Genomic DNA, 21,320 nt, shown 5'->3' with positions numbered 1-21,320 from the left:
AGTCACACCCGCTGCACGATGGTGCGGCCGAACAGGCCCGCGGGCTTGACGGTGAGCACGCCGACGATCAGCACCAGCGCCACGGTGAGTTTCAGCTCGGTGCCGATCAGGTAGGCGCCGACGATGTTCTCCAGCACGCCGACGATGAAGCCGCCGACCACCGCGCCGCCGGGGCTGTCGATGCCGCCCATCAGCGCCGCGGCAAAGGCGTAGAGCAGGATGCCCGTCATCATGTTCGGGTCGAGGAAGACGATGGGCGCCACCATCATTCCGGCCGTCGCGCCGATCGCCGCCGCCAGCCCCCAGCCCAGCGCCAGCATCCAGCCGACGCGGATGCCCACGAGCCGGCTCGAGTCGGGGTTCTGCGCCGCCGCCCGCATGGCGAGCCCCAGCGGCGTGAAGCGGAAGAACAGGAACACCAGCAGCAGAACCACCAGCGTGACCGCGATGGCGCCGAGTTCGTGCGAGCCGACGATGGTCTGGCCGAAAGGCGGCTTGGCGGGGAAGGGGCTGGGGAAGCTCTTGATGGTGTAGCTGAAGATCCAGCCGGCCAGGCTGTTCAACACCAGCAACAGGCCGATGAACACCACCACCGTGGTGAGGACGGGCGCGCGCTCCACCGGGCGGATCAGCACGCGCTCGATGGCCACGCCGGCCATGAAGGACAGGATGACGGTGGCGAAGAAGGCCACCCAGTAAGGCAGGCCCGCCTGCAGCATCGACCAGCACAGGTAGGTGGCGCACATCGCCATCTCGCCCTGCGCGAAGTTCACCAGGCGCGTGGCGTTGTGGATCATCACCAGTGCCAGGGCCAGGCTGGCGTAGATGCCGCCCGTGGCGAGACCCGCAACCACTTGATGCAGGAAGGCGTCCATCAGTACCCCAGGTAGGCGCGGCGCACCGCGTCGTCGTTCATCAGGTCGTCGCTGCTGCCGCTGCGCACGATGGTGCCGGTCTCCAGCAGGTGCGCGCGGTCGGCCAGGCGCAGCGCCATCGCCGCGTTCTGCTCCACCAGCAGGATGCTCACGCCCTGCGTGCGGTTGATGTCGCGCATGACGCCGAAGATGTCCTTCACCACCAGCGGCGCCAGGCCGAAGGAGGGCTCGTCCAGCAGCAGCAGGCGCGGATGCAGCATCAGCGCGCGGGCCACCGCCAGCATCTGCTGCTGCCCGCCGCTGAGCGTGCCAGCCTGCTGGTGGCGCCGCTCCTTCAGGATGGGAAAGAGCGTGTACATGCGCTCGTAGTCCTGCGCGAGGCTGGCCGCGCTGCGGTCGCGCCGCGCGTAGGCGCCCAGGCGCAGGTTCTCTTCGGTCGTGAGGTCGGTGAAGGTGCCGCGGCCATCGGGCACGTGGGCCACGCCCAGGCGCACGATGTCTTCGGTGGACTTGCCGTCGATGCGCTCGCCGGCGAACAGCACTTCGCCGCTGGTGCGCACCATGGAGCAGATGGCGCGCAGCGTGGTTGTCTTGCCGGCGCCGTTGGCGCCGAGCAGGGCGGTGATGGATCCTTCCTCGATGGCGAAGTCCAGGCCGTGCAGCACCTCGGTGGGCCCGTACCCCGCGTGCAAGTTGCGCACCTCCAACAACGGGGCGGCCATCAGGCTTCGGCTCCCAGGTAGGCCTGGATCACGTCCGGGTGGTTGCGCACTTCGGCCGGCGTGCCCTCGGCGATCTTGCGGCCGAAGTTGAGCGCCACCACCTGGTCGCTCACGCTCATCACCAGGCCCATGTGGTGTTCGACCAGCAGCACCGTCAGCTGGTACTGGTCGCGGATGGCCTTGATCAGGCTGCCCAGGGCACCGACCTCCTCGTGGTTCAGGCCGGCCGCCGGTTCGTCGAGCAGCAGCAGCGTCGGCTCGCTGGCGAGTGCGCGCCCGAGTTCCACGCGCTTGCGGGTGCCGAAGGGCAGGTCGGCCACGCGCCTTTGCGCCACCGCCTCGAGCCCGAGGAATTTGACGAGCTCGGTGGCGCGCCGGGTGCTGTCCGCTTCTTCGGTCCCCACGCCCGGCAGGCGCAGCGCGTTCGCGAAGAAGCCCTTGCGCGTGCGGGCATGGCGGCCGACCTTGATGTTGTCCAGCACGGTCATGGTGTTGAACAGCGCCAGGTTCTGGAAGGTGCGCCCTATGCCCAGGCGGGCCACGCCGTGCCGCGGCACCTGCTCCATCGGCTGGCCGGCGAAGGTGATGTTGCCTTCAGCGTAGCCGTACAGGCGCGAGAGGCAGTTGAAGAGGGTGGTCTTGCCGGCGCCGTTGGGGCCGATCAGCCCGGCGATCTGGCCGCGGTGGACGTCGAAGGAAACGCCGTCGAGGGCCGTGATGCCGCGAAAGCGCACGCACAGGCCCCGTACCGACAACAAGGCGTTGTCGGCATCCGGGGCGACCCGGGGGCTGGCTTCCTGCGCGACGACTGGCACGGCTGCACCCTTCTGCCTGGCAAAGGAGGGTTGCATGCTTTCATGCGCAGGCCGGGCCGGCGCTTGGTGTTTTCCCGCAGGGGTGTCGCCTTGGAGGCTGCTATCGGCGCGCGAGCATCACGTCGAGGTAGGCCGCCTGGTCCAGCGCATAGCAGCCGCAGGCCGCGGCTTCGAGGCCGCCGCGGTCCAGCACCTGCACCAGCCCGCGCTCGTAGTGGATCAGGCCCTTGGCCTGCAACTCGCCGGCAGCGATCGTGACGCCGGCGCGCCGCACGCCCAGCATGAGCGACAGGAATTCGTGGGTGGCGTGGAAGTCCACGCGGCCCGAGCGGTCGTGCATCATCAGCAGCCAGCGCGCGAGGCGCGGCCCGATGGCGTGGTAGCGCAGGCAAGGCGCCGCGGTGGTGAACTGCGTCATGAGCACGTGCAGGTAGCGCTTGAGCACCCGGTCCAGCGTGGGGCTGGCCGCAATGGCGGCCAGCAAGGCCGCGACGGGCAGCCGCAAGGCATCGCCTCCGCCTTGCACCATCGCGCGCAGCGACGTGGTCCGCACGCCGAGCAGCAGGTGCGTGCCGAGCATGCCCTCGATGCCCACCATGCCGACCTCCATGCCGGGCGCGACGTCGGTCCCGGTCACCAGCGACAGGTAGCCGGAGGTAGGGAACAGCACGTGGGCGACGGCGTCACCGGGCTGCTGCACGTCTTCGCCCAGCACCAGGGGGACAACCTCGCACTGCTCGCGCAACGCGGCTTGCTCACGCCGCGCGAGAAGGCCCAGGAGGGCGTTCATTTTGCGGTGCGCGGCGGAAGCAGGCGCTCGTATTCCCTTTTGACCACCGCGTAGCACTCGCAGGTCATGGTCTCCAGCCTGGGGCGGTCCAGCACCGTGATGCGGCCGCGGCTGTAGCGGATCACGCCCGCCTCCTGCAGCTTCGACGCCGCTTCCGTCACGCCCCCACGCCGCACGCCCAGCATGTTGGCGATCAGTTCCTGCGTCATCATCAATTCGTTGCCCTCGAGTGCATCCAGGCTCAGAAGAAGCCAGCGGCATAGCTGCTTCTCCACGGGATGGTGCCTGTTGCACACCGCAGTCTGCGCCATTTGCGTGAGCAGTGCCTGCGTGTAGCGCAAAAGAAGGTGCATCACCGGCTCGGAGTCCTGGAACTCGCGATACAGGATGTCGGCGCGCATGCGGAAGCCGTGGCCGGCGCTCTGCACTACCGCGCGGCTCGGCGTGGAGTTGCCGCCCATGAACAGCGACACGCCGACCAGGCCTTCCTTGCCGACGACGGCGATCTCGCCGGACGCGCCGTCCTCCATCACATAGAGCAACGAGACGATGGCGGTGGTGGGAAAGTAGATGTGCGCCATTGCCACGTTCGGCTCGTACATCACTTCGCCGAGTTCCATCGTCACCGGCTCCAGCGCGGGCGCCCAGCGTTCCCAGTCCGCCGCGGGAAGCGAGGCGAGCAGGTGGTTGTGGCGGGGATCGTAGATTGGCATGGTGCGGATCGGTACGTTATCGTACGGACTCACGTCACCCGTCAAGTAGGAGGGGGGGCCGTCGCGTCCCTCATTCCTCGGCACCCGGTGCGGGGTGGAGAAATAAAGGCACTCCAATGTTCGCCAGCGTACAGACATGGCGGAGTGCCTGTAGGAGAATTCTCACATTCCTCCCATGGCCACCCCCAACCTCTTCGACCCATCGATCCTGCGCAACGCGTACAGCGTGCTGGTCGTGGACGACAACGCCGCGATGAAGTACTCGGTGGCGCGCAGCCTGCGCGCCGCGGGCTATCGCACGGTCGAAGCGTCGGGCGGCGCGGAAGCCCTGGAACTGAGCGAGTTCGTGTCCGCGGTGGTGCTGGACGTGCACCTGCCGGACCTGGGCGGCTTCGAAGTGTGCCGCCTGCTGCGCGCGCGCCATTCGACGGCGCTGCTGCCGGTGATCCACATCACGGCGGCTCGCGTCGACGACGACGATGCGGACGCGGCGCGAGTGTGCGGCACGGACGCCTTCCTGGTCGCGCCGGTGGACGGGAGAGAGCTCGCGCGGGAGCTCGATCGCCTGCTCGCGAAGCGCGCGCTGTTCGAGGCCTCACCGACCGCGGACGATGCAACCATGCACGCGGGCGACCGGTCCGGCAACGGCTTGCAGAGCGTGTTGGACCAGATGACGCGTGTCGAGAAGCGGCCGCTGAACTGAAATCCCGTCATTCCCGCGCAGGCGGGGGACCCAGGGCTTCCGTTCAATCGAACGTGATCTTCCGGATCTTGCGGTTGCCCATGTCGGCCACGTAGAGCGCGCCGTCGGCGCCGAAGGCCAGGCCGGTGGGCATGCTGAAGCTCGCCGCGCCGGCAGCCCCGTCCTCGTCCCCGCTGCTGCCAGTGCCCGCGAGCACCGAGGTGCGGCCGTCCGGCGTGGTCACGAGGATGCGGTTGCCGTAGGGGTCGGCGGCATAGCGGTTGCCGGCGCTGTCGGTGGCGGCGTCGGCGTACGGAAAAGAGAACTGCGCCGCGATCGCCGTGCCGTCGGCGTTGCCGGGTTGCCCAGAGCCTGCAACGGTGGTGACGCAAGGCGCCGACGGACACGTCTGCGGTGGATTGAGCTGGATCGAGTAGTGCTCGCCACTGGCGCTGCCGCCGCAGGCAGTGAGGGTGGCGAGGAACGCGGAGGACAGGATGTGCCGGAGGGGCATGGCCAGTTCCTGGGGCGGAGGTTGCGTCATCCTGCGCCTGGATGGGCGTGGTGGCAAGTGGCCCCGCCGTCATTCCCGCGAAGGCGGGAACCCAGGGATCGCGAAGCGCGTACCTCGCGTCGAGAGAAAAACTGGAGCGGGCGATGGGAATCGAACCCACGTCTTGAGCTTGGGAAGCTCAGGTCCTGCCATTGAACGACGCCCGCAGGTCAGGAACGGATTGTAGAGGGTCGGGGCGTCTTCCGGCTGTCAGCGCTTGATCTGCGCAAACGTCGCCGCCACACCCCCGTTATTGGCACACCCCGCCTCCGCATTCAACAGCGCCTTCACCTGCACCAATCCCCAATCGGCCAGCGTGATCTTGTCCCCGGCGACCGTGCCGGATGGCACACACCCCACCACTTCCCTCGTCCCCGTCGCCGCCGCCAGAGCCACCGCCCCATCGCCTTTCGCATCAGCCAACGCAGTGCCCTGTACCCCACCGGCCGACTTCGTCAACGGCGACGGCAGCGCCGCCATCATCACCTTCTCCCCGGGCACGAAAGGCTTGCCATCCTTCCGCGCCGGCAGCAATGCCACGGCCTCCACCCGCTTCTGCTCGATCTCCTTCGCGGTCTCCTCGAGCGCGACCATCCGATACGACGTCGACGGATGGCTGGCCAGGAGCGAGTTCTGCTTGATGCTGCCCGGACTCGTCATCGCCATGCGGCGCCAGAACTTCGGCGCGTCGTTGATGGCGTAGCCGCTGTTGGCCATCATGTACAGGCCGACGTAGTCGGCTTCGGCTTCGAACTCCTGCGAGTGGGCATTGCTCGCCAGGCTCGAAAGGGCGTTCATGTTGTACGCGCCGCGAGTCAGGATGGTCAGCGCGATGTCGCCGATCGTTCCCAGCGTCGCATTCACGCGCTTGGAGGTCATGTGCGACATCGTGTTGTGCGCCATCTCGTGGGACATCACGAGCGCCAGTTCCTCGTCGGTGCGCGCAAACGCCATCATCCCGCGCGTGACGACGATGCGGTCGCCGTCGGCATAGGCGTTCACCTCCTGCTCGGTGGACAGGACGACCGGGTAGTCGCAGGCGAGCACCGGCTCCAGCGTGAGGTTGACGATCTCGCCGTTGCGGCGCACCTGCACCGGCATCACTTCGCCGGACTTTGCCGTGCGGGCGCGCTCGCGGATCGCTTCCTGCTCCTTCGGCGACGTCGGCAGGTTCCAGGCCGACACCACCACGTCCCGCGGTTTCACGCCCGCCAGGTCGGCCGGGCTGCCCGGCACGACGCTCACCACGGTCGGAAGGGCGTCCACGCCGTACAGCTTCTTCATCGACGCGGCCAGGTCGCCATTGGGCAGCACCGCCGTGTAAAGGCCGGGTGAGCGGATCGTCTTCGGGCACAGCGCGGTGGACCGGGTGACCACCTGCCAGTGCACACGATGCAGCCGCGCCTGGTCGGCGACGATTTCCTCCGCCAGCAGGTCCAGCTGCTTCTGCGCTTCGACGGCGGTCTGCTGCGTGGTGACCTCCACACGCTTGGTGCTGGGCGCAGCGCAGCCGGCGAGGAGGGCGGTGAGGGCCAGGGCGGACAGGAAGTGGGTGTGCATGGGGTACTCCTCCCCTCTGCATTCTTCTCCGCGGCCCCAGGGGTTCATCAGTGATTACCCTTTGGAGCAGTCCGGGCCGTGCGGGTGCGGCCCGGACTCGTAGGCTAATCAACGAATTTTCACGCGCCGGCGTTTACATCCGGTACAGCCTGCCTCCGGCGCCGTGAAAGTTGCCCCGGAAGATCAGGAAGCCTCCCGCCGGCACCGGCACGGGGTTGGGGAACACGGAGAGGGGCGACGTGGCCTTGCCCATCGGATTCGCCGTCACGGATGCATCCGCGGGTGCGATTGCTCTCGTCCCGGCGCCGGTGCCGTCCGTCTCGAACAGTTGGTAGTTGTCAGGTATCGGTGCGCCGACGAAATAAGCCTTGTCGCCTCGCACTGCAACCCAACCTGGCGGATCGATCTCTTGTCGAGCGCGCAGGAAGACTTCTTTCAGCATCACGGTTCCCGCACGTGTGCCGTCGCTGGTCCAGGGCAAGCTCGCTTGGCCTCGGCGGCCCTGGAACAGGATCCGCTTCCCCAGCACGACCATGTTCTTTGCCTGGAGGGAGTTGGCCGGGTCGACCGCATCGCTGACTTCGTAGGTGCCGGCGGCGGTGCCGTCGGTGCTCCACAAGGTCGTGTTCCAAGTGCCATGGCGCGCTCCCGCGAAGTAGAAGCGGCCGTTCATCGCAACCATGTTCGTGTTGTTGAGGATTTCCACCTTGCCCAGCAGCTCGGTCCCGGCTGCCGTGCCGTCCGTGCGCCAAAGCGCCTTTCTGAAGTCGACTTGCTTCTCGGGGCCGTAGGCGAAGAACAGCAGGTAGTCGTTCGCCACTTGAAAGTTCGACGGCGTTCCACCTTCGATGCCAGGGAGCGTCTCTACCAACAGCCGCGTACCTGCCGCGGTACCGTCGCTGGTCCACAGTTCCGCGCCCGTGTCCGGCGAATTCCAGCTGAAGAACAGCCGGTCCTTGAAGACCGTGATCGCCTTGCTTGTACCCGTGGTTGCGGGCTGCGTGGCATTGGTCAGGCTTTTCAAGTCGAACTCCCTTCCCTCGGTGCTATAGATCTGGCGGATCGGGCGGGAAGAGAAATCGTAGATGTCGATGGGAGGGGTTCCGTAGAAATGCACCTTGTTCCGGTACTCCGTGAGCCAGGTGTCAGCCTCATACGGCTTTTGTACGCTGAGATTCGCCACCGACAGCAACTGGTTCGTGCCCTGCGTGGAGCCGTCGCTGCTCCAGATGACCTGCGCGTAACTGAAGTCCGCTTCGGCGAAGTAGAAGCGGCCGCCGTACACGCCGATCGCAATCGGGGTGCGATGCCCCCACGGCACGGGGCGATTCACGAGCCGCGTGCCTGCAGTGGTGCCGTCCGAATACCACAAGCCGGCTCCCGGATTGTTGAGATCTCCGGAGGAAACGAAGAACAGCACGCCTTCGGCGAACGGCGTTATGCCGGAAACGTCTGACTTGCCGGCCGGATTCAGGTCGCGGAGCCTAGAGGTCCCTTCGGGCGTGCCATCGCTCACCCACAGTTCGTCCGGGTGATCGGATGCATCCCGGGCGAGGAAGAACACCTTGCTGCCCGCAACGGTGAACTGCTCCGGTTCGATCGCCGAGGCGCTCAGGAGCGTGATGGTCGGCGGAGGCGGGGCGGGAGGCGGGGCAGGGGTCGGATTGGGTGCCGTTGCTGCTCCGCCGCCTCCGCAGGCCCCGAGGACGAGGGGGAGCGCCAGTAGCGCCAAACACAACCAGCCCCTGGATCGGACCTTGCTCCCTGACTGCATTGGTAGAACCTTCTCGTTGTTTCGAGCTTGGGAAGCTCGGGTCCTGCCATCAACACGGCGGCGGACCTCGGAGATTCTAGGTTCGTCGCGACGCGGCGAGCTCCGCCTTTGGGAGGAGCGGCGCGTATCACTCCGCCGTAATGTGCTTGTCCCTCACCACCTTGCCCCACCGCGTTGTCTCGGCGTTCACGAACACTTGGAACTGCTCCGGCGTGCCGCCCGCAAGGATGTTGCCCGGGCCGGTGATGGCCTGCGCGACGTCCGGCTCCCTCAGCGCCTTGTTGGCCGCGTCATTCAGCTTCGCGATGATCGCCGGCGGCGTGCCCTTGGGCGCGACCAGGCCGAACCAGTTGGACATCGCCATGTCCTTCAGGCCCAGCTCGCCCAGGGTCGGCACGTCCGGCAGCTGCGCCAGCCGCTTCTCGTGCGCCACGGCCAGCGCGCGCATCTTGTGCTCCTTGATGTGCGGCAGCACGGCGGGAGCCATGTCGAACATGAAGGTCACCTGGCCGGCCAGCAGGTCGGTGGTCGCGGGGCCTCCGCCCTTGTAGGGCACGTGCACCATGGGCACGCCGGTGGACTGCGCCAGCAGCTCGCCCGCCAGGTGGTAAGCGCCGCCGGTGCCGGCGGAGGCGAAGTTGACCTTGTCCGGGTTCGCCTTGCCGAAGGCGACCAGGTCGTTGAAGGTCTTGAGCGGCGACTTCTCGGGCACCACCAGCACCAGCGGGCCGCGCTCGATCAGGATGATGGGGGCCAGGTCCTTCTCGGGGTCGAAGGGCATCCTGGGCATCATGGCCTTGTTCACCGACAGCGGCGCGAAGTTGCCGATTCCGAAGGTGTAGCCGTCCGGCGCCGCCTTGGCGATGGCGGCGGTGCCGATGTTGCCCCCGGCGCCGGCCTTGTTGTCGACGATGATCGTCTGGCCCAGCGTGGCCGACATCTTCGCGGCGAGCATGCGCGCGCGCACGTCCGAGCTGCCGCCCGGCGCGTACGGCACCACGAGCGTCATCACCTTGCTGGGGAATCTGGCTGCGTCTTCGGCGGCGTGGGCGGCAAGGCCGGCCAGCACGAGGGCGGCGGCGGCCAGGGCGTTGCGAGCGAGGGAGGGCTTCAAGGGGTTTCCTGGTGGAGGGGGTGGCGGGACTTTAGGAAAAGCCGCTGTCGTTTGCCTGACCTGGAAACTATCGATGGCGATTCGCCCCGCCGTGCTTTATCGTGGCCCCCATGCGCCATGTCCTGACTCCCCTCCTGCTCGCCGCGGCTCTCGTGGCCGGCGGCTGCGACGAACAACGTGCTTCGAAGCTGGAGGAAGGCGTCTCCACCGAATACGACGTGCGCCACCAGTTCGGCGAGCCCGCGCAGGTCGTCGAGCGGCCCGACGGCAGCAAGGTGTTCTCGTATCCGCGCCAGCCCGAAGGCACGACCAACTACGAGATCGCCATCGGCCCCGACGGCAAGATGAGCTCGTTGCGCCAGCTGCTCACGCCGGCCAACTTCGCGAAGGTGCAGCCCGGCATGTACCAGGGCGACGTGCGGCGCCTGCTGGGCCGGCAGGCGAAGTCGGTGTTCTACGCGACCAAGCCCGACGAAGAGGTCTGGCAGTGGCGGTTCGTGCAGGGGCAGACGCCGAAGGTGTTCGAGGTGACCTTCGACCGCGACCGGAAGGTGCTGGCGACGGCAACGGTGGACGACGAGCGGCACACGTTGCCGGCCAAGTAGGCAGGGCGCGCGGCTACTTCACCGCCAGCCCGGACTCCTTGATCAGTCCGCTGAACTTGCGGACATCGTCCTCCAGCCACTTCTGCGTTTCCTTCGCGTTCATGTAGACCGGCTGCACCTCGAGCTCGTCGAGCTTCTTGCGAACGGCCGCATCGGCCATCGTCTTCTGGAGCGCGGCTTCCAGCTTCGCGACGATGGGCGCCGGCGTGCCCTTGGGCGCGGCGATGTTGATGAAGGCGTCGTTGCCATCCAGCTCCGGGAAACCCTGCTGGCCGGTGGTGGGCACGTCGGGCAGCCAGGGCAGGCGCGAGCCGCGCTGCACGGCCAGCACGCGCAGGTCCTTGCCATTGAGGTTCTTCACGAGCGCGGTGTAAGGCAAGGTGCAGGCCTGCACGCTGCCGTCGCGCACGCCGGTGAGCGCCGGCGCGAGGCCGTTGTAAGGCACGTGGGTCACGGTGAAGTCCTTGCCGCCCTTGGCCTTCACGGCGCGCTTGAACATCTCCAGCTGCAGGTGGTTCAGGCCGCCGGCGCCGGTGCTGCAGAAGCTGATCTCTCCCGGCTTGTTGCGGCCGTAGTCGGCCAGTTCGCCCAGCGTCTTCACCGGCAGCTTGGTGCTGGCGACGATCACCGAGGGATTGGACGCCACCGCGGCCACCGGCACGAAGTCGTCCAGCTTCAACTCGAAGTTGCTCACCAGCAGGTGCAGGTAGCCGTAGGCCGAGCCCGAGGTGATGAAGAGCGTGTAGCCGTCGGCCGGCGCCGCGGCGACGACGCGCGCGCCCACCGCGCTGCCGGCGCCGGGACGGTTGATGATCAGCACCGGCTGGCCCAGTTCTTCCTTCAGGCGGTCGGCGATGATGCGCGCCGTCACGTCGAGGCCGCCGCCGGCGGCGAAGGGCACGACCAGCGACACCGGCTTGTTCGGGAAGTCGGCGTGCTGGCTGAAGGCTTGCGTGGAGAGGGCGGCGAAGAGGCCGGCGAGAAGCCAGCGGCGGGTGAATTTCATGTTGTCTCCGGTTTTTTGATGGGGGTCAGCGCGAAGGACGCGGCCCGGCGATCGTCACGCGCGACATGAAGCGGTCCTGCCCCGTGTAGTCGGGAATCGCGCGGTGCATGGTGCAGCGGTTGTCCCAGACGAGGACCTGGTCCTTGTGCCAGCGCGCGCGGCAGGTGAAGTCGAAGCGCGCGCAGTGATCGTACAGGTGCGCCAGGATGGGCGCGCTTTCCTCGGTGGTGAAGCCCTCGATGCGCTGGGTGTAGGTCTTGTTCAGGTACAGGAACTTGCGGCCGCTCGCCGCATGCGTGCAGACCAGCGGGTGCACCACCTCGCGGTCGCCCAGTTCCACGCTCAGGTCGGTCTTGGTGCCGGCGGCGTTGTACTTGCGGTTCTGCGACTGGTAGACCGAGCCGAAGATGCGCGTGGCGCTGTGCACGATGTTCAGCGGCGCGATCATCGCCTTGTACGCATCCGAGAGCGCTTCGTAGGCCGCGTACATGCTCAGGAAGCCCGTGTCGCCGCCATAGGCCGGCACGTCCACCGCGCGCATCACCACCGCACCCGGCGGCTCGTCGAGATAGGTGCTGTCGGCATGCCAGTTCTCGCCCACCACGCGGCCGGTGTCGCTGGCCAGGCGGCGGATGATCTGCACGTCCGGGTAGCCGTCCACGCTGTGCAGCTGCGGCACGCGGATCACCTGGCCGAAATTGCGGCTGAAGGCCAGGTGTTGCTCGTGCGTCACTTCCTGCTTCGGGAACAGGATCACCTGGTGGTCGGCGAAGGCCTGGCGGATCTCGTCCCAGGTTTCGGGGTCGAGGGGCTTGCGCAGGTCCACGTCGTGGATCTCGGCGCCGAGCACGCCGGTGAGCGGCTCCACGCGGATGTGCTTGTAGTCGCGGGGGTGCACCAGCACCGGGTGGCGGTCGAAGGAGGATTGGGCTTGCATGGTCTTCCGTGGGTTCAGGCGGCGGCGCGCGCCGGTCGGATGATTTCGTCGGCGGTTTCCACCGGCATGTCCTGCGGCAGCACGGCTTGTGTCGCGCGCACGCGGTACAGCGCCGGCTTGGTGACGGCCACCGGCGTCTCGCCCGAGGCCGCGCACTTGCCGGCCTGCTCGATGAGCGTGCGGCGCATGGCCACCACGGCGATGTCGCTGGAGCCCAGGTGCTCGCGCGTGCGGTCGGCGATGGGGCCGGCGCTCTCGGTCACCATCGCGTCCTGCGCGCGGATGCCCTTGATGCCGGTGAAGGAGATCGTCTTCTGCTCCTGCCGGTCGATCAGGTAGTCGTTGTCCTTGCGCTCGGTCGGCGTCGTCGTGCCCGGGATCACCTTGCGGTGCGAGTTGTCGCCGTTGCGCCAGGCTGCCAGTTCCTCCGCGCCCAACGCGCGGTCGGGGCGGAAGGTGACGCAGATCACCCAACAGCGCTCGTCGGTCATCGGCACCCACATGCGCACCAGCTGCGCGTCGCCCGGGCGCGGCGGGATCATCGTGTAGAAGGGCAGAAGGAACTGGTTCAGGCGCCAGTAGCGCTTGTCGCCGTCCACGCGCCGGCCGTTGCAGGCCAGGAAGCCGGCCTCGGTGGGCAGGATCTTCCACGATGGCGCCGTGTCTTCCTTGAAGTACTTGCCGGTGAGCGCCTGGTTGTCCTCGCTGGTGTGGTTCACCATGCGGTGCAGGAAGCCGACGTGCGCGCTATCGAGCTCGCCTTCCATGGCCTGCGCGTAGTTGCACTCCTGGTGCCAGCGCGAGGCATAGATTTGATCGCCGGGCAGGCCGATGAATTCGAAGGCGGGCAGTTCGGGCGCCGGGCTGGCGCTGCCCATGTAGACCCACAGCAGGCCGCCGGCCAGGCGCGCGGGGTACGCCTTCGCCTTCACGTTCTGGCACATGCGGCTGCCGGCGGGCTCGGTGGGCATGTCCATGCAGCCGCCGTCCACGTCGAACTTCCAGCCGTGGTACACGCAGCGGATGCCGCCTTCCTCGTTGCGGCCGAAGAACAGGCTGGCGCCGCGGTGCGGGCAGTTCTCCTCCAGCACGCCGACGCGGCCGGCGCTGTCGCGGAACACGACCAGCCGCTCGTTCAGCAGCTGCAGGCGCACCGGCGGTTCGTCCGCCGCGGGCACTTCGGCGGCGGTCATCGCCGGCGTCCAGAAGGCGCGCATGAACTTCCCCATCGGGGCGTCCGGGCCGGACTGGGTGAGGATGGCATTCTTCTCGTGGCTGAGCATGGGCGGCTTCCAGGGTGACCGGCCAGTCTAGGCGCTCCGGCGATCTATGATCCAGATCACCGCAATCGAATCTTCCGATGCCCGCCAACCTCAACCTGCAATCCATGAAGATCTTCATGGCGGTGCTGGAGCTGCGCAGCGTGGGCGCGGCAGCCCGCTCGCTGGCCATGAGCCAGTCGGGCCTGAGCAGCGCGCTGGCCAAGCTGCGGCAGGACCTGGGCGACGCGCTGTTCGTCAGCACCGCCTCCGGCATGCATCCGACGACGCGGGCCAAGGAGCTGGCGGCGCCGATGCGCGAGGCCATCCAGGTGATCGAGCAGCGCATCCTGAGCAAGGGCCGCTTCGACCCGGCGACGGACGAGCGCGAGTTCCGCCTCTCGCTGTCCGACACGGCCGAAGCCATGTACATGCCGCGCGCGCTGAACGCCGTGACGCGCGTCGCGCCGCGGGTGCGGCTGCGCTCGGTGTCGATCCCGCAGCCGCAGCTGCTGCGCGCACTGTCGGAAGGCCAGGTCGACCTGGCGCTGGGCTACTTCCCCGACCTGAAGACCAGCGAGTTCGTGCGCCGCAAGATCGGCCAGCACGGTTTCGTGGTCATCTGCAGTTCGGCCAACCGGCAGCTGGTGCGCGACTTCAGCTTGAAACGCTTCTGCGAGGCGCGGCACGTGGTGGTGGAGGCGCCCACGCGCACGCAGGGCCTGCTGGAGGTCTACCTGCAAAAGCGCGGCATCCACCGCGACGTGGCGCTCACCACGCCGCACTTCATGAGCCTGCCGGAGATCATCGCGGCCACCGACCTGATCGCCACGGTGCCGGACGCCATCGCCGACGCCTTTGCCGACCTCCACCGGCTGGCGCGGCTGGAATTGCCCTTCCGCTCGCCGGTGTTCGACTCGCACCTGCACTGGAGCAAGAGCGTGAACGACGACCCGGCCAACCGCTGGCTGCGGGGCGTCCTGGTGAAGGCTTTTTCCTAGCACACCCGCCGGTTGGCACATCCCACAAGCGGCGTGGACAAGCCTGTGGAAAAGGGTGTGGGCACGGCCCGGAAGCCGCGCCGGCATTGGCTTGCGACGCGGTGATGAAATGATGGGCAGGGCCCGGTTTTTTTCTTTTTTTTATTCGCCCTTGAGGGCCGCGGCCAGGTCCGTGCGCTGGATCCGCCAGGCCGGCAGGGTGGCGAGCAGCAGTCCCACCACGAAGATCGCCAGCGCCACCAGCACTTCGGCCTCGCCCAGGCGGGGCTGCAGCGCGACGCCGGTGCTGCGCGCCAGCCAGCTGCCGATGCCGAACGACAAGGCATAGCCGCCCGCCAGCCCCGCCAGCACCCCGGCCCCGACCAGCAAGGCGGTGAAGCCCCAGGCGATGGCGAAGACGTAGCGGCGCGGCGCGCCCAGCGCGCGCAGGGTGACGAACTGCGGGGCGAGCAGGCGAAAGAGGATGAACACGCTGGAGACGATCGCTGCCAGCACGAGGGCCTGCGTCACGATGGCCAGCAGGCTCATGAGCTGCCGCATGTCGCCAAGCACGGAATACAGCTGCAGCAGCGCTTCGGCCGGGAAGAAGGCCATCGACTCCTTGCCGGTGTAGGCGGCGCGCAGCTGGTAGGCCGTCGCGATCCTGGGCGTGTGCACGACCGCCGCAGGGATGCCGGGCGTGTAGGCCGGGTCGAAGGGCGGGCCGAGCTGCGGCGAGTCCGGCGCATGGCCCGTCGGACGCTGGTGCAGCGCCCAGACCGTCTCCACCGGAATCACGACGGCGCGGTCCCAGGGCGAACCGGTAGGCCGCATGCGGCCGACGACCTGCAGCGCGGTGTCGTGCGCGTCCAGCTTGTCGTCGCCGCCATGCTGCGCGCCGCCGTGCTGCACGCCGTGCGCGGGCCGGAAGGTGTCGCCGATCTTCAGGTCTGACAGCGCGCCCACGACCGCCTCGTTCCGCGTGGCGAAGACGCGCCCCTCGGCCAGGCCTTGCGACAGGTGCTCCACCAGCGGGGCGATGGCGCCGACCACCGGCGCGCCGTGGTGGCTGTCGCCGAAAGCCAGCGGCGAGACGAAGGCCGCCCGCGTGTCGTTCAACAAGGCCGCCGTCAGCGTGCCGGAGAGGAGTTGCGACGAGCCAGGGCGCAGGAATACCCCGGTGAACAAGGCGTCGGTGCGGCTGCCGGGCGGCGCGACGATCAGCGTGAAGCGATCCGCCGCCCGCGCGCTGCCCTCGCGCAGGGCGCGCTCCTGCGACAGGATGGCCACGGCCAGCGTGACGCCGGCCGCAACCAGCACCACGAAGGCGAGGGCGCTGTAGCGATAGCGCACCAGCGCTGCGCGAATGACCGGCCAGGGATTCATTGGAGGCGGCCTGCGCGCAAGGTGAGCACGCGGTCGGCCAGCGCCACCAGCTTGTCGTCGTGCGTCACCGCCACCACCGTCTTGCCGGCGGCGGCGAGGGCGCGCAGTTCCTGCGCGATGCGCTGTCCGTTGTCGGCATCCAGGCTGGCCGTGGGCTCGTCGGCCAGGATCAGCGGCGGGTCCAACAGCAGGGCACGCGCGAGCGCCACGCGCTGCTGCTCGCCGCGCGAGAGGCGGGCGACGGGGCCGGAGCGCAGGGGAACCTCGAAGCGCGCCAGCAGGTCCTGCGCGCGCGTGCGCAGGGCGGCGTTCGAGCGCCAGCGATCGAACTGCGCGGGCAGCACGGCGTTGCCCAGCGCATCGAGTTCGTCGAGCAGCCGGAAGTCCTGGAACACCATGCCGCAGTTCGCGAGGCGCCAGGCATCGCGCTGGCGCTCGGCGAGGCGATTGACGACCACGTCGCCGCACGCCACCTCACCTTGCTGCGGCAGGACGATGCCGGCCAGCGCGTGCAGCAGCGTCGACTTGCCCGACCCCGAGGGGCCGACGATCGCGGTCAGCGCTCCCGGTCCGAACTGCGCGCCCACCTCGGACAGAGCCTGGAAGCTGCGCCCATCGCGGTCCGTGAAGGTCACGCCCAGCGAGCGGGCCTGCAACCCGCCCACCGCCGTCATAGGGTGCGGTAGGTGGCGTCCACCAGCCGCACGCGGCTGGTGAAGCCGGTGGCCGCATCGGTCTGCGGCCCGATCTCGAGCCGGCCCTCCACCTGGATCAGGTCGCCGGGCCGGGCCGCCTGCTGCCGCTTCTTCATGCGCACGAAGACGATGGTGTCGATCCACTGGTCTTCCGAGGCGCAGAAGGGGCAGGTCTCCACCGGCGTGTTCGACAGCACGAAGAAGTCGGAGTCGACCTTCAGGTGCGGCGCCATGAAGCCCTGCATGCTCACCACCTGGCCCGCCAGCTTGCGCGCGGTGGGCGAGAAAGTGCGCGCCTTGTCCTCGTTGTACAGCTCGAACATGCGCACGCGCGGCAGTTCGGCGCGCGCCGCCAGCGGCAGCAAAGCCAGGGCGGCTGCGGCGTGGCGGCGCTTCATCGCATCACTCCATGCCGGTGGCGGCGAGCACGATGCTCAGGCTGGTGGCCATGGCCTTGACCATCGGGGCCTTGTCCACGTCCATCCACTCGTCGAGCGAATGGGAGCGGCCGCTGCTGTCGGGGGCGCCGCGGCCGATGGTCAGCGCCGGGATGCCCAGGCTCATGGGCATGTTGGAGTCGGTGGAACTCCACTGGTAGTTCACCTTGTAGCCGCCGGCTTCGATGGCGGCCTTGGCGTACTGCGCGAGGTCGGTGGTGACCGCGGTGTTGCCGGCCGGGCGGTCGCCGATCAGCTTGGCCTCGACCTTGATCTTGCCTTCCTTGGTGGAGCGCGCGAAGTTCTCGCCTTCGGCCGCTTCCTTCACGATGGTGAGCATGCGGTCTTCGACGCGCTTCAGGTCGGGCACCGACTCGGAGCGCATGTCGACTTCCATCCAGGCTTCCACCGGGATCGAGTTGACCGAAGTGCCGCCACCGACCAGGCCGATGCTGTAGGTGGTCTTGGGCGAGGCCGCGACCTGGATGCGCGAGAACTCGCTGGCCGCCTGGCCCATGGCGAACATCGGGTTCACCAGGCCGAAGGCGCCGAAGCTGTGGCCGCCGGGGCCGCTGAAGGTGACGCGGTAGCGCTTGGAGCCGACACCGCCGTTGGTGATGCCGGCCACCGAGCCCGACTCCACCGAGAAGAAGCTCTTGATCTTGTCCTTGTAGGCGCCCTTGGTGAACAGGTGGCGCACGCCGCGCAGGTCGCCCGGGCCTTCCTCGCCCACGGTGCCGACGAACAGGATGTCGTCGCGCGTCCTGATGTTGGCGGCCTGCATGGCGCGCACGAAGCCGGCCAGCACGGCCAGGCTCATGGTGTCGTCGCCGATGCCGGGGGCGTACAGCTTGGTGCCCTGGCGCTTGACCTTCACGTCGGTGCCGGGCGGGAACACGGTGTCGAGGTGGGCGGAGACGACCACGACCTTGCCGTCGCCGTGCGTGCCCTTGCGCAGCGCGAGCACGTTGCCTTCCTCGTCGATCTTCACGTCGGCCAGGCCGGCGGCCTGCAGCATCTTCTGGAATTCGCGGGCGCGCACTTCCTCCTTGAAGGGCGGCGCGGGGATCTCGGTGAGCTTGATGCCGTCTTCGACGATGCGGCCGTGCTCCTTGTCAAGCTGCGCGCTGGCCGCCTTGAAGCCCGGGCTGGCCAGGATGCGGCTGACGTCGGCAGCGTGGTTGGCGGTCTGCGCGCCCACCGAGGAGGCGGCGAAGGCGAGGGCCAGGGAAAGCGGAAGGATGCAAAGGCGGGCGAACGGCACGGACAGCTTCTCCTCTTGTGTGTGTATGCAAACGGTGATTATGACGCGCCGCTTCCCGCGCTCACCGCAACACCTGCAACTGGCCGTCCAGCACGCCCACGAACATGCGCATCGGCCAGTGGCGGCTCTGGCCGCGGATGACCGGGCGGAACTGCCTGTCCACCAGTTCGAGCAGCCGGCCTTCGGCACAGAGGCGGAAGTCGAACTCCGCGGGCTGCAGCGGCGCCACCTGCCAAGAGGCTTCGCCGGGCTTGGGGGCGAAGCACGCCTTGAAGCGCTGCTCCCGCTCCGCCAGCGTCAGTCCCGGATAGGCTTGCGCCAGCTCCTGGAAATTGGTGCGCGCGAGGCGCAGGAAGAACGCGGCATCGCCCGCGGCGAAGGCCGTTTGCGCAGCCTGCACGAACTGGCCGATGGCGGAGCGGATGCGCGGGTCGGAGTCGATGCGGGCGGCGCGTTCCCAGCCCCAGGGCGGCAGCCCCGCGGGGCCGTCGGTGGACAGCGATGCCGGCTGGGTCGGCAGCGGCTGCGTCGCGCCCTCGCCGAATACCATCGTGATCACGTCGTCACCGGCACCGCTCCCGGGGAAGTCGCCGGGCTCGTACAGCACCAGCTTGGCCTCGATGGCGGCATCCGCGGCCGCCTGCCTGGGCATGGCCTGGCGGGAGGTGCCGGGCGTCGGCCCGGGGAAGGGCACGACCGTCAGCACGTTCTTCGATCCGCGCAGGAATTCGGCGACCGGGCGGGTCGCGAAGGGCGGGATCCTGTCGCCGGTCAAGCGCAGGACCGGAATGTCGTTGAGCCACACCTCGGCCTCGCAGCCGGCGAGCCGCACGTCCACGTGCGGGATCATCATGCGTCGCCGCCGATCAGGTTGCCCACCCAGAACTTGTCCTTCTTGTCCCAGAGCACGACCTTCACCGGGTCCGGCGGCTCCGAGCCGACCACGCCGTGCCAGGTGCGGGTCGTCTCTTCGCGGTCGACCTGCACCTGGATGGCGAAGGGTTTGTGGTCGTCGACTTCCACCTGCGCGTTCAGCACGAAGCCGCCCTCCACCGTCACCTCCCCGTCCACGAGGTAGATGCCGACGGTGTTGACGCGGCACGCGCCGCCCACCGACCAGGGCGCGCGGATGGAACGCGTGGGCCAGGCCACTTGGGCGGCGTCGCTGGTGTGCTGCCAGTTCAGGTTGATTTCCGCGCCCAGCTTGCCTTCGGCCTTGAGCGTGAACTCCGCGATCTTCCAGAACAGCGGGTTGACCTTGACCTCGATGCCGACGGTGATGGTGCCGGTGATGCCGAACAGCAGCACGTTCAGGTCGACCGCCCAGAACTTGCGCACACCCACGTAGCGGTCCGAGCGGTACACGTACTTGAGGGGGCCCTTCGCGTCCTCGGCGTTCTGGATCTCCCAGGCCACGCCGACGGATCCTTCCAGCAGCTTCACGTCCACCTTGGCCTTCCAGCCGAGGGCAGGCACCATGTTCTGGATCTCGTCGATCGCGGCGCGGAATTTCTCCTTGTAGTCCAGCAACGTGTTGACGAACTTCACCACTTCCAGTTCCTGCCCGTTCTTCTTGAACGTGATGGCGGTCTTCAGTTCGGTGGTGTCGGTTTCCTTGATCGGCTTGGCGCCTTCGTAGCTGGATTCGCGGGTGGTCGCATGGGTCTTGGAGACCGCGCCCAGCAACAGCGACTCGGAGCTTTGCTTGACGCGCTTCATGCTGGTCTTGTCCGCGCCGCTGCTGAAGGTCTCGGTTTCCAAACCGGTGGCGTTGCCCTTCGTGATGGCCTGCGACTGCGATTCCTTGCCCGCCGCGTCGACGGTGTGCCTGGACTGCGTGGCGTACTGCGTGTTGCCGAAGCTCTTGGTGGAACTGGATTTCGCGGAGGTCCGCTCGCGCTTCAGGTTGATGCTGCCGGACTTTTCTCCCTCGTACTGGTAGCGTGCGGGCAGCTTGCACTTGAATTCGTATTTGTCGCGCGGATAGGTGCGCACCAAGCCGTTCAAGTCGTTCACGGCCGGCGGAGCCAGCGGAATGCCGCACGAACTGGCGGACACCGCCCATGCCTGCGCGGAGGTGGGAACGAACCAGAACGGCAGGAAGAACGCGCCGGGGTCCTTCTTCTCCTGGCTCACCTGCTCGCTGGGCCGCGCCACCATCTCCAGCTTTTCGGCCACCAGGGCGTTCCACGAAAGCCTTTGCTCGCGCGGCCGCCCGCTGCGCGGCGCTTCGAGCACCGGGCGCATGGGCTGGGCCGGTGCCCCGATGTCGCCCTGCGACGCGAGCTCGATCAAGGGGTGCGTGCCGTGCGTGCAGCGTCCGGTGTAGACCGTCGTGGTGGCGAGCTGGAGCGTCTTCTTCGGGCGCTCCATTTCGCGCGAGGTCTTGTCGATGGTGCGTCCGACGTAGTCCACGGCGCGTTCCAGCACCACGTCGTACTGCTCCAGGTCCTGCCGCAGGTGCGGCGGCACCTTCTCCTGGTCGCCGCGCCGGGCCCGCATCTGGGACTTGGCCATCACGAAAACCCCCGAGGCCTCGTCCTCGAGCACCAGCTGGCCGACGTCGCAAGGATTGCGGGTGGCGCGTTGCGGCTTTGCGGTCGCCGCGGCGCACTTCTTGATGATGTCCGGCGTCTCGTCCTCGTCGAAGTCCCGGGACTGCAGGGGTGCCTCGGGGTCGACCTGGCTGCTGAAGTCGACGACCGGCGGGCGGCTCACGTCCTGACCCCCTGCGGCATGTGGGTGCGCAGATGCTCGTGCCAGGCGCGGATCAGGTGGTAGTGCTTGGCGCGCGGGTTCAGGGTCTTGTCCGTCACCACGCTCTGGAACCAGGGCGGCGTGCGCGGTGGGTTCCAGGCCAGCTTGATCTCGAGCACCAGCATGGCCACTTCGGCGATGTCCCGTTCGGCGCGAAAGCCCCATTGGGGCGCCGCCGCGGTGACCGTCTTCGCGAAAGCCTCGAGCTGTTCCCGCGACCAGTCACGCAGGTGATCGCGGTAGGTGATCTGCAGGTGGTTCACGAGCCGATGCTGGAACTGCTCGGAGCGCCTGCCGCGAAGCTTGGTGATCTGGTCGGGCCGGATTTGCAGCATGCGACGGACGGGTTGTTTGCAACCGATCGTATCCAGCTCGGCAAGCGCTCACAAGGGTGCA

At 68.1% G+C, this 21,320-nt stretch carries 22 protein-coding genes and 1 tRNA gene; 3 read left to right on the top strand and 20 right to left on the bottom strand.

The window, feature by feature from the left end:
• Nucleotides 1-2: 2 nt before the first annotated feature.
• From LZ009_RS09040 to LZ009_RS09020, 5 genes are all read right to left on the bottom strand, one after another.
• Nucleotides 3-875: a branched-chain amino acid ABC transporter permease gene (locus LZ009_RS09040; RefSeq protein WP_275697576.1), complete on the bottom strand. Its 873-nt coding sequence runs from the start codon at nucleotides 873-875 to the stop codon at nucleotides 3-5.
• The gene (locus LZ009_RS09035) at nucleotides 875-1,597 is read right to left on the bottom strand and encodes an ABC transporter ATP-binding protein (protein ID WP_275697575.1); all 723 of its coding nucleotides are present in this window, start codon (nucleotides 1,595-1,597) and stop codon (nucleotides 875-877) included. The genes LZ009_RS09040 and LZ009_RS09035 overlap by 1 nt, the downstream gene beginning before the upstream one ends.
• On the bottom strand, nucleotides 1,597-2,448 hold the full coding sequence (locus tag LZ009_RS09030) for an ABC transporter ATP-binding protein (RefSeq protein ID WP_275697574.1): 852 nt from the start codon (nucleotides 2,446-2,448) through the stop codon (nucleotides 1,597-1,599). Before LZ009_RS09030 ends, LZ009_RS09035 begins: the two co-directional genes overlap by 1 nt.
• Nucleotides 2,449-2,512: 64 nt before the next feature.
• Complete coding sequence (locus tag LZ009_RS09025; RefSeq protein WP_275697573.1) at nucleotides 2,513-3,202, bottom strand: Crp/Fnr family transcriptional regulator; 690 nt, start codon at nucleotides 3,200-3,202, stop codon at nucleotides 2,513-2,515.
• Nucleotides 3,199-3,915 (bottom strand): Crp/Fnr family transcriptional regulator, encoded by a 717-nt coding sequence (locus LZ009_RS09020; protein WP_275697572.1) that lies wholly within the window; start codon nucleotides 3,913-3,915, stop codon nucleotides 3,199-3,201. Before LZ009_RS09020 ends, LZ009_RS09025 begins: the two co-directional genes overlap by 4 nt.
• 175 nt (nucleotides 3,916-4,090) lie before the next feature.
• On the opposite strand from LZ009_RS09020, the gene LZ009_RS09015 reads away from it, so the two are divergent.
• On the top strand, nucleotides 4,091-4,618 hold the full coding sequence (locus tag LZ009_RS09015; RefSeq protein ID WP_275697571.1) for a response regulator: 528 nt from the start codon (nucleotides 4,091-4,093) through the stop codon (nucleotides 4,616-4,618).
• A gap of 43 nt (nucleotides 4,619-4,661) precedes the next feature.
• Here LZ009_RS09015 and LZ009_RS09010 read toward each other — a convergent pair whose 3' ends face one another.
• From LZ009_RS09010 to LZ009_RS08990, 5 genes are all read right to left on the bottom strand, one after another.
• Nucleotides 4,662-5,111 carry an NHL repeat-containing protein gene (locus tag LZ009_RS09010; RefSeq protein WP_275697570.1) on the bottom strand — a complete coding sequence of 150 codons (450 nt, stop codon included), beginning with the start codon at nucleotides 5,109-5,111 and terminating at the stop codon, nucleotides 4,662-4,664.
• A gap of 132 nt (nucleotides 5,112-5,243) precedes the next feature.
• Nucleotides 5,244-5,317: transfer RNA gene (locus LZ009_RS09005), tRNA-Gly, on the bottom strand.
• A 43-nt stretch (nucleotides 5,318-5,360) separates the two neighbouring features.
• Nucleotides 5,361-6,710, bottom strand: coding sequence for a M48 family metallopeptidase (locus LZ009_RS09000; RefSeq protein WP_275697569.1), 1,350 nt, complete (start codon nucleotides 6,708-6,710; stop codon nucleotides 5,361-5,363).
• A gap of 133 nt (nucleotides 6,711-6,843) precedes the next feature.
• Nucleotides 6,844-8,274 carry a hypothetical protein gene (locus LZ009_RS08995; RefSeq protein ID WP_275697568.1) on the bottom strand — a complete coding sequence of 477 codons (1,431 nt, stop codon included), beginning with the start codon at nucleotides 8,272-8,274 and terminating at the stop codon, nucleotides 6,844-6,846.
• A gap of 337 nt (nucleotides 8,275-8,611) precedes the next feature.
• The gene (locus tag LZ009_RS08990; protein ID WP_275697567.1) at nucleotides 8,612-9,598 is read right to left on the bottom strand and encodes a Bug family tripartite tricarboxylate transporter substrate binding protein; all 987 of its coding nucleotides are present in this window, start codon (nucleotides 9,596-9,598) and stop codon (nucleotides 8,612-8,614) included.
• Between the two features lie 110 nt (nucleotides 9,599-9,708).
• Between LZ009_RS08990 and LZ009_RS08985 the strand changes: the two genes are divergently transcribed.
• Nucleotides 9,709-10,203 carry an outer membrane protein assembly factor BamE gene (locus tag LZ009_RS08985; protein WP_275697566.1) on the top strand — a complete coding sequence of 165 codons (495 nt, stop codon included), beginning with the start codon at nucleotides 9,709-9,711 and terminating at the stop codon, nucleotides 10,201-10,203.
• A 13-nt stretch (nucleotides 10,204-10,216) separates the two neighbouring features.
• On the opposite strand, the gene LZ009_RS08980 is transcribed toward LZ009_RS08985, so the two are convergent.
• From LZ009_RS08980 to LZ009_RS08970, 3 genes are read right to left on the bottom strand one after another with little or no spacing between them, the layout of a single operon-like run.
• Entirely contained in the window at nucleotides 10,217-11,209 is a 993-nt protein-coding gene (locus LZ009_RS08980; protein ID WP_275697565.1) for a Bug family tripartite tricarboxylate transporter substrate binding protein, read from the bottom strand.
• A gap of 25 nt (nucleotides 11,210-11,234) precedes the next feature.
• Nucleotides 11,235-12,146: a TauD/TfdA dioxygenase family protein gene (locus tag LZ009_RS08975; RefSeq protein WP_275697564.1), complete on the bottom strand. Its 912-nt coding sequence runs from the start codon at nucleotides 12,144-12,146 to the stop codon at nucleotides 11,235-11,237.
• Nucleotides 12,147-12,160: 14 nt separating this feature from the next.
• Nucleotides 12,161-13,429 (bottom strand): Rieske 2Fe-2S domain-containing protein, encoded by a 1,269-nt coding sequence (locus tag LZ009_RS08970; protein ID WP_275697563.1) that lies wholly within the window; start codon nucleotides 13,427-13,429, stop codon nucleotides 12,161-12,163.
• 77 nt (nucleotides 13,430-13,506) lie between these two features.
• Between LZ009_RS08970 and LZ009_RS08965 the strand changes: the two genes are divergently transcribed.
• The gene (locus tag LZ009_RS08965; protein ID WP_275697562.1) at nucleotides 13,507-14,406 is read left to right on the top strand and encodes a LysR family transcriptional regulator; all 900 of its coding nucleotides are present in this window, start codon (nucleotides 13,507-13,509) and stop codon (nucleotides 14,404-14,406) included.
• A gap of 141 nt (nucleotides 14,407-14,547) precedes the next feature.
• Here LZ009_RS08965 and LZ009_RS08960 read toward each other — a convergent pair whose 3' ends face one another.
• From LZ009_RS08960 to LZ009_RS08930, 7 genes are all read right to left on the bottom strand, one after another.
• Entirely contained in the window at nucleotides 14,548-15,771 is a 1,224-nt protein-coding gene (locus LZ009_RS08960) for an ABC transporter permease (protein WP_275697561.1), read from the bottom strand.
• Entirely contained in the window at nucleotides 15,768-16,445 is a 678-nt protein-coding gene (locus LZ009_RS08955; protein ID WP_275697560.1) for an ABC transporter ATP-binding protein, read from the bottom strand. Before LZ009_RS08955 ends, LZ009_RS08960 begins: the two co-directional genes overlap by 4 nt.
• Entirely contained in the window at nucleotides 16,442-16,864 is a 423-nt protein-coding gene (locus LZ009_RS08950; protein ID WP_275697559.1) for a hypothetical protein, read from the bottom strand. Before LZ009_RS08950 ends, LZ009_RS08955 begins: the two co-directional genes overlap by 4 nt.
• A gap of 4 nt (nucleotides 16,865-16,868) precedes the next feature.
• Nucleotides 16,869-18,167, bottom strand: coding sequence for a M20/M25/M40 family metallo-hydrolase (locus LZ009_RS08945; RefSeq protein WP_275697558.1), 1,299 nt, complete (start codon nucleotides 18,165-18,167; stop codon nucleotides 16,869-16,871).
• A gap of 61 nt (nucleotides 18,168-18,228) precedes the next feature.
• Complete coding sequence (locus LZ009_RS08940) at nucleotides 18,229-19,020, bottom strand: hypothetical protein (protein WP_275697557.1); 792 nt, start codon at nucleotides 19,018-19,020, stop codon at nucleotides 18,229-18,231.
• Nucleotides 19,017-20,885 (bottom strand): hypothetical protein, encoded by a 1,869-nt coding sequence (locus LZ009_RS08935; protein ID WP_275697556.1) that lies wholly within the window; start codon nucleotides 20,883-20,885, stop codon nucleotides 19,017-19,019. The genes LZ009_RS08940 and LZ009_RS08935 overlap by 4 nt, the downstream gene beginning before the upstream one ends.
• Nucleotides 20,882-21,259, bottom strand: a complete 378-nt coding sequence (locus tag LZ009_RS08930; protein WP_275697555.1) for a hypothetical protein — start codon at nucleotides 21,257-21,259, stop codon at nucleotides 20,882-20,884. Before LZ009_RS08930 ends, LZ009_RS08935 begins: the two co-directional genes overlap by 4 nt.
• Nucleotides 21,260-21,320 lie beyond the last annotated feature (61 nt).

The organism is Ramlibacter paludis, from assembly GCF_022012305.1.
Classification (GTDB): Bacteria; Pseudomonadota; Gammaproteobacteria; order Burkholderiales; family Burkholderiaceae_C; genus Ramlibacter; species Ramlibacter paludis.
The sequence above is the reverse complement of the archived record's forward strand: the minus strand, read 5'-3'. Positions and strand labels throughout refer to the sequence as shown.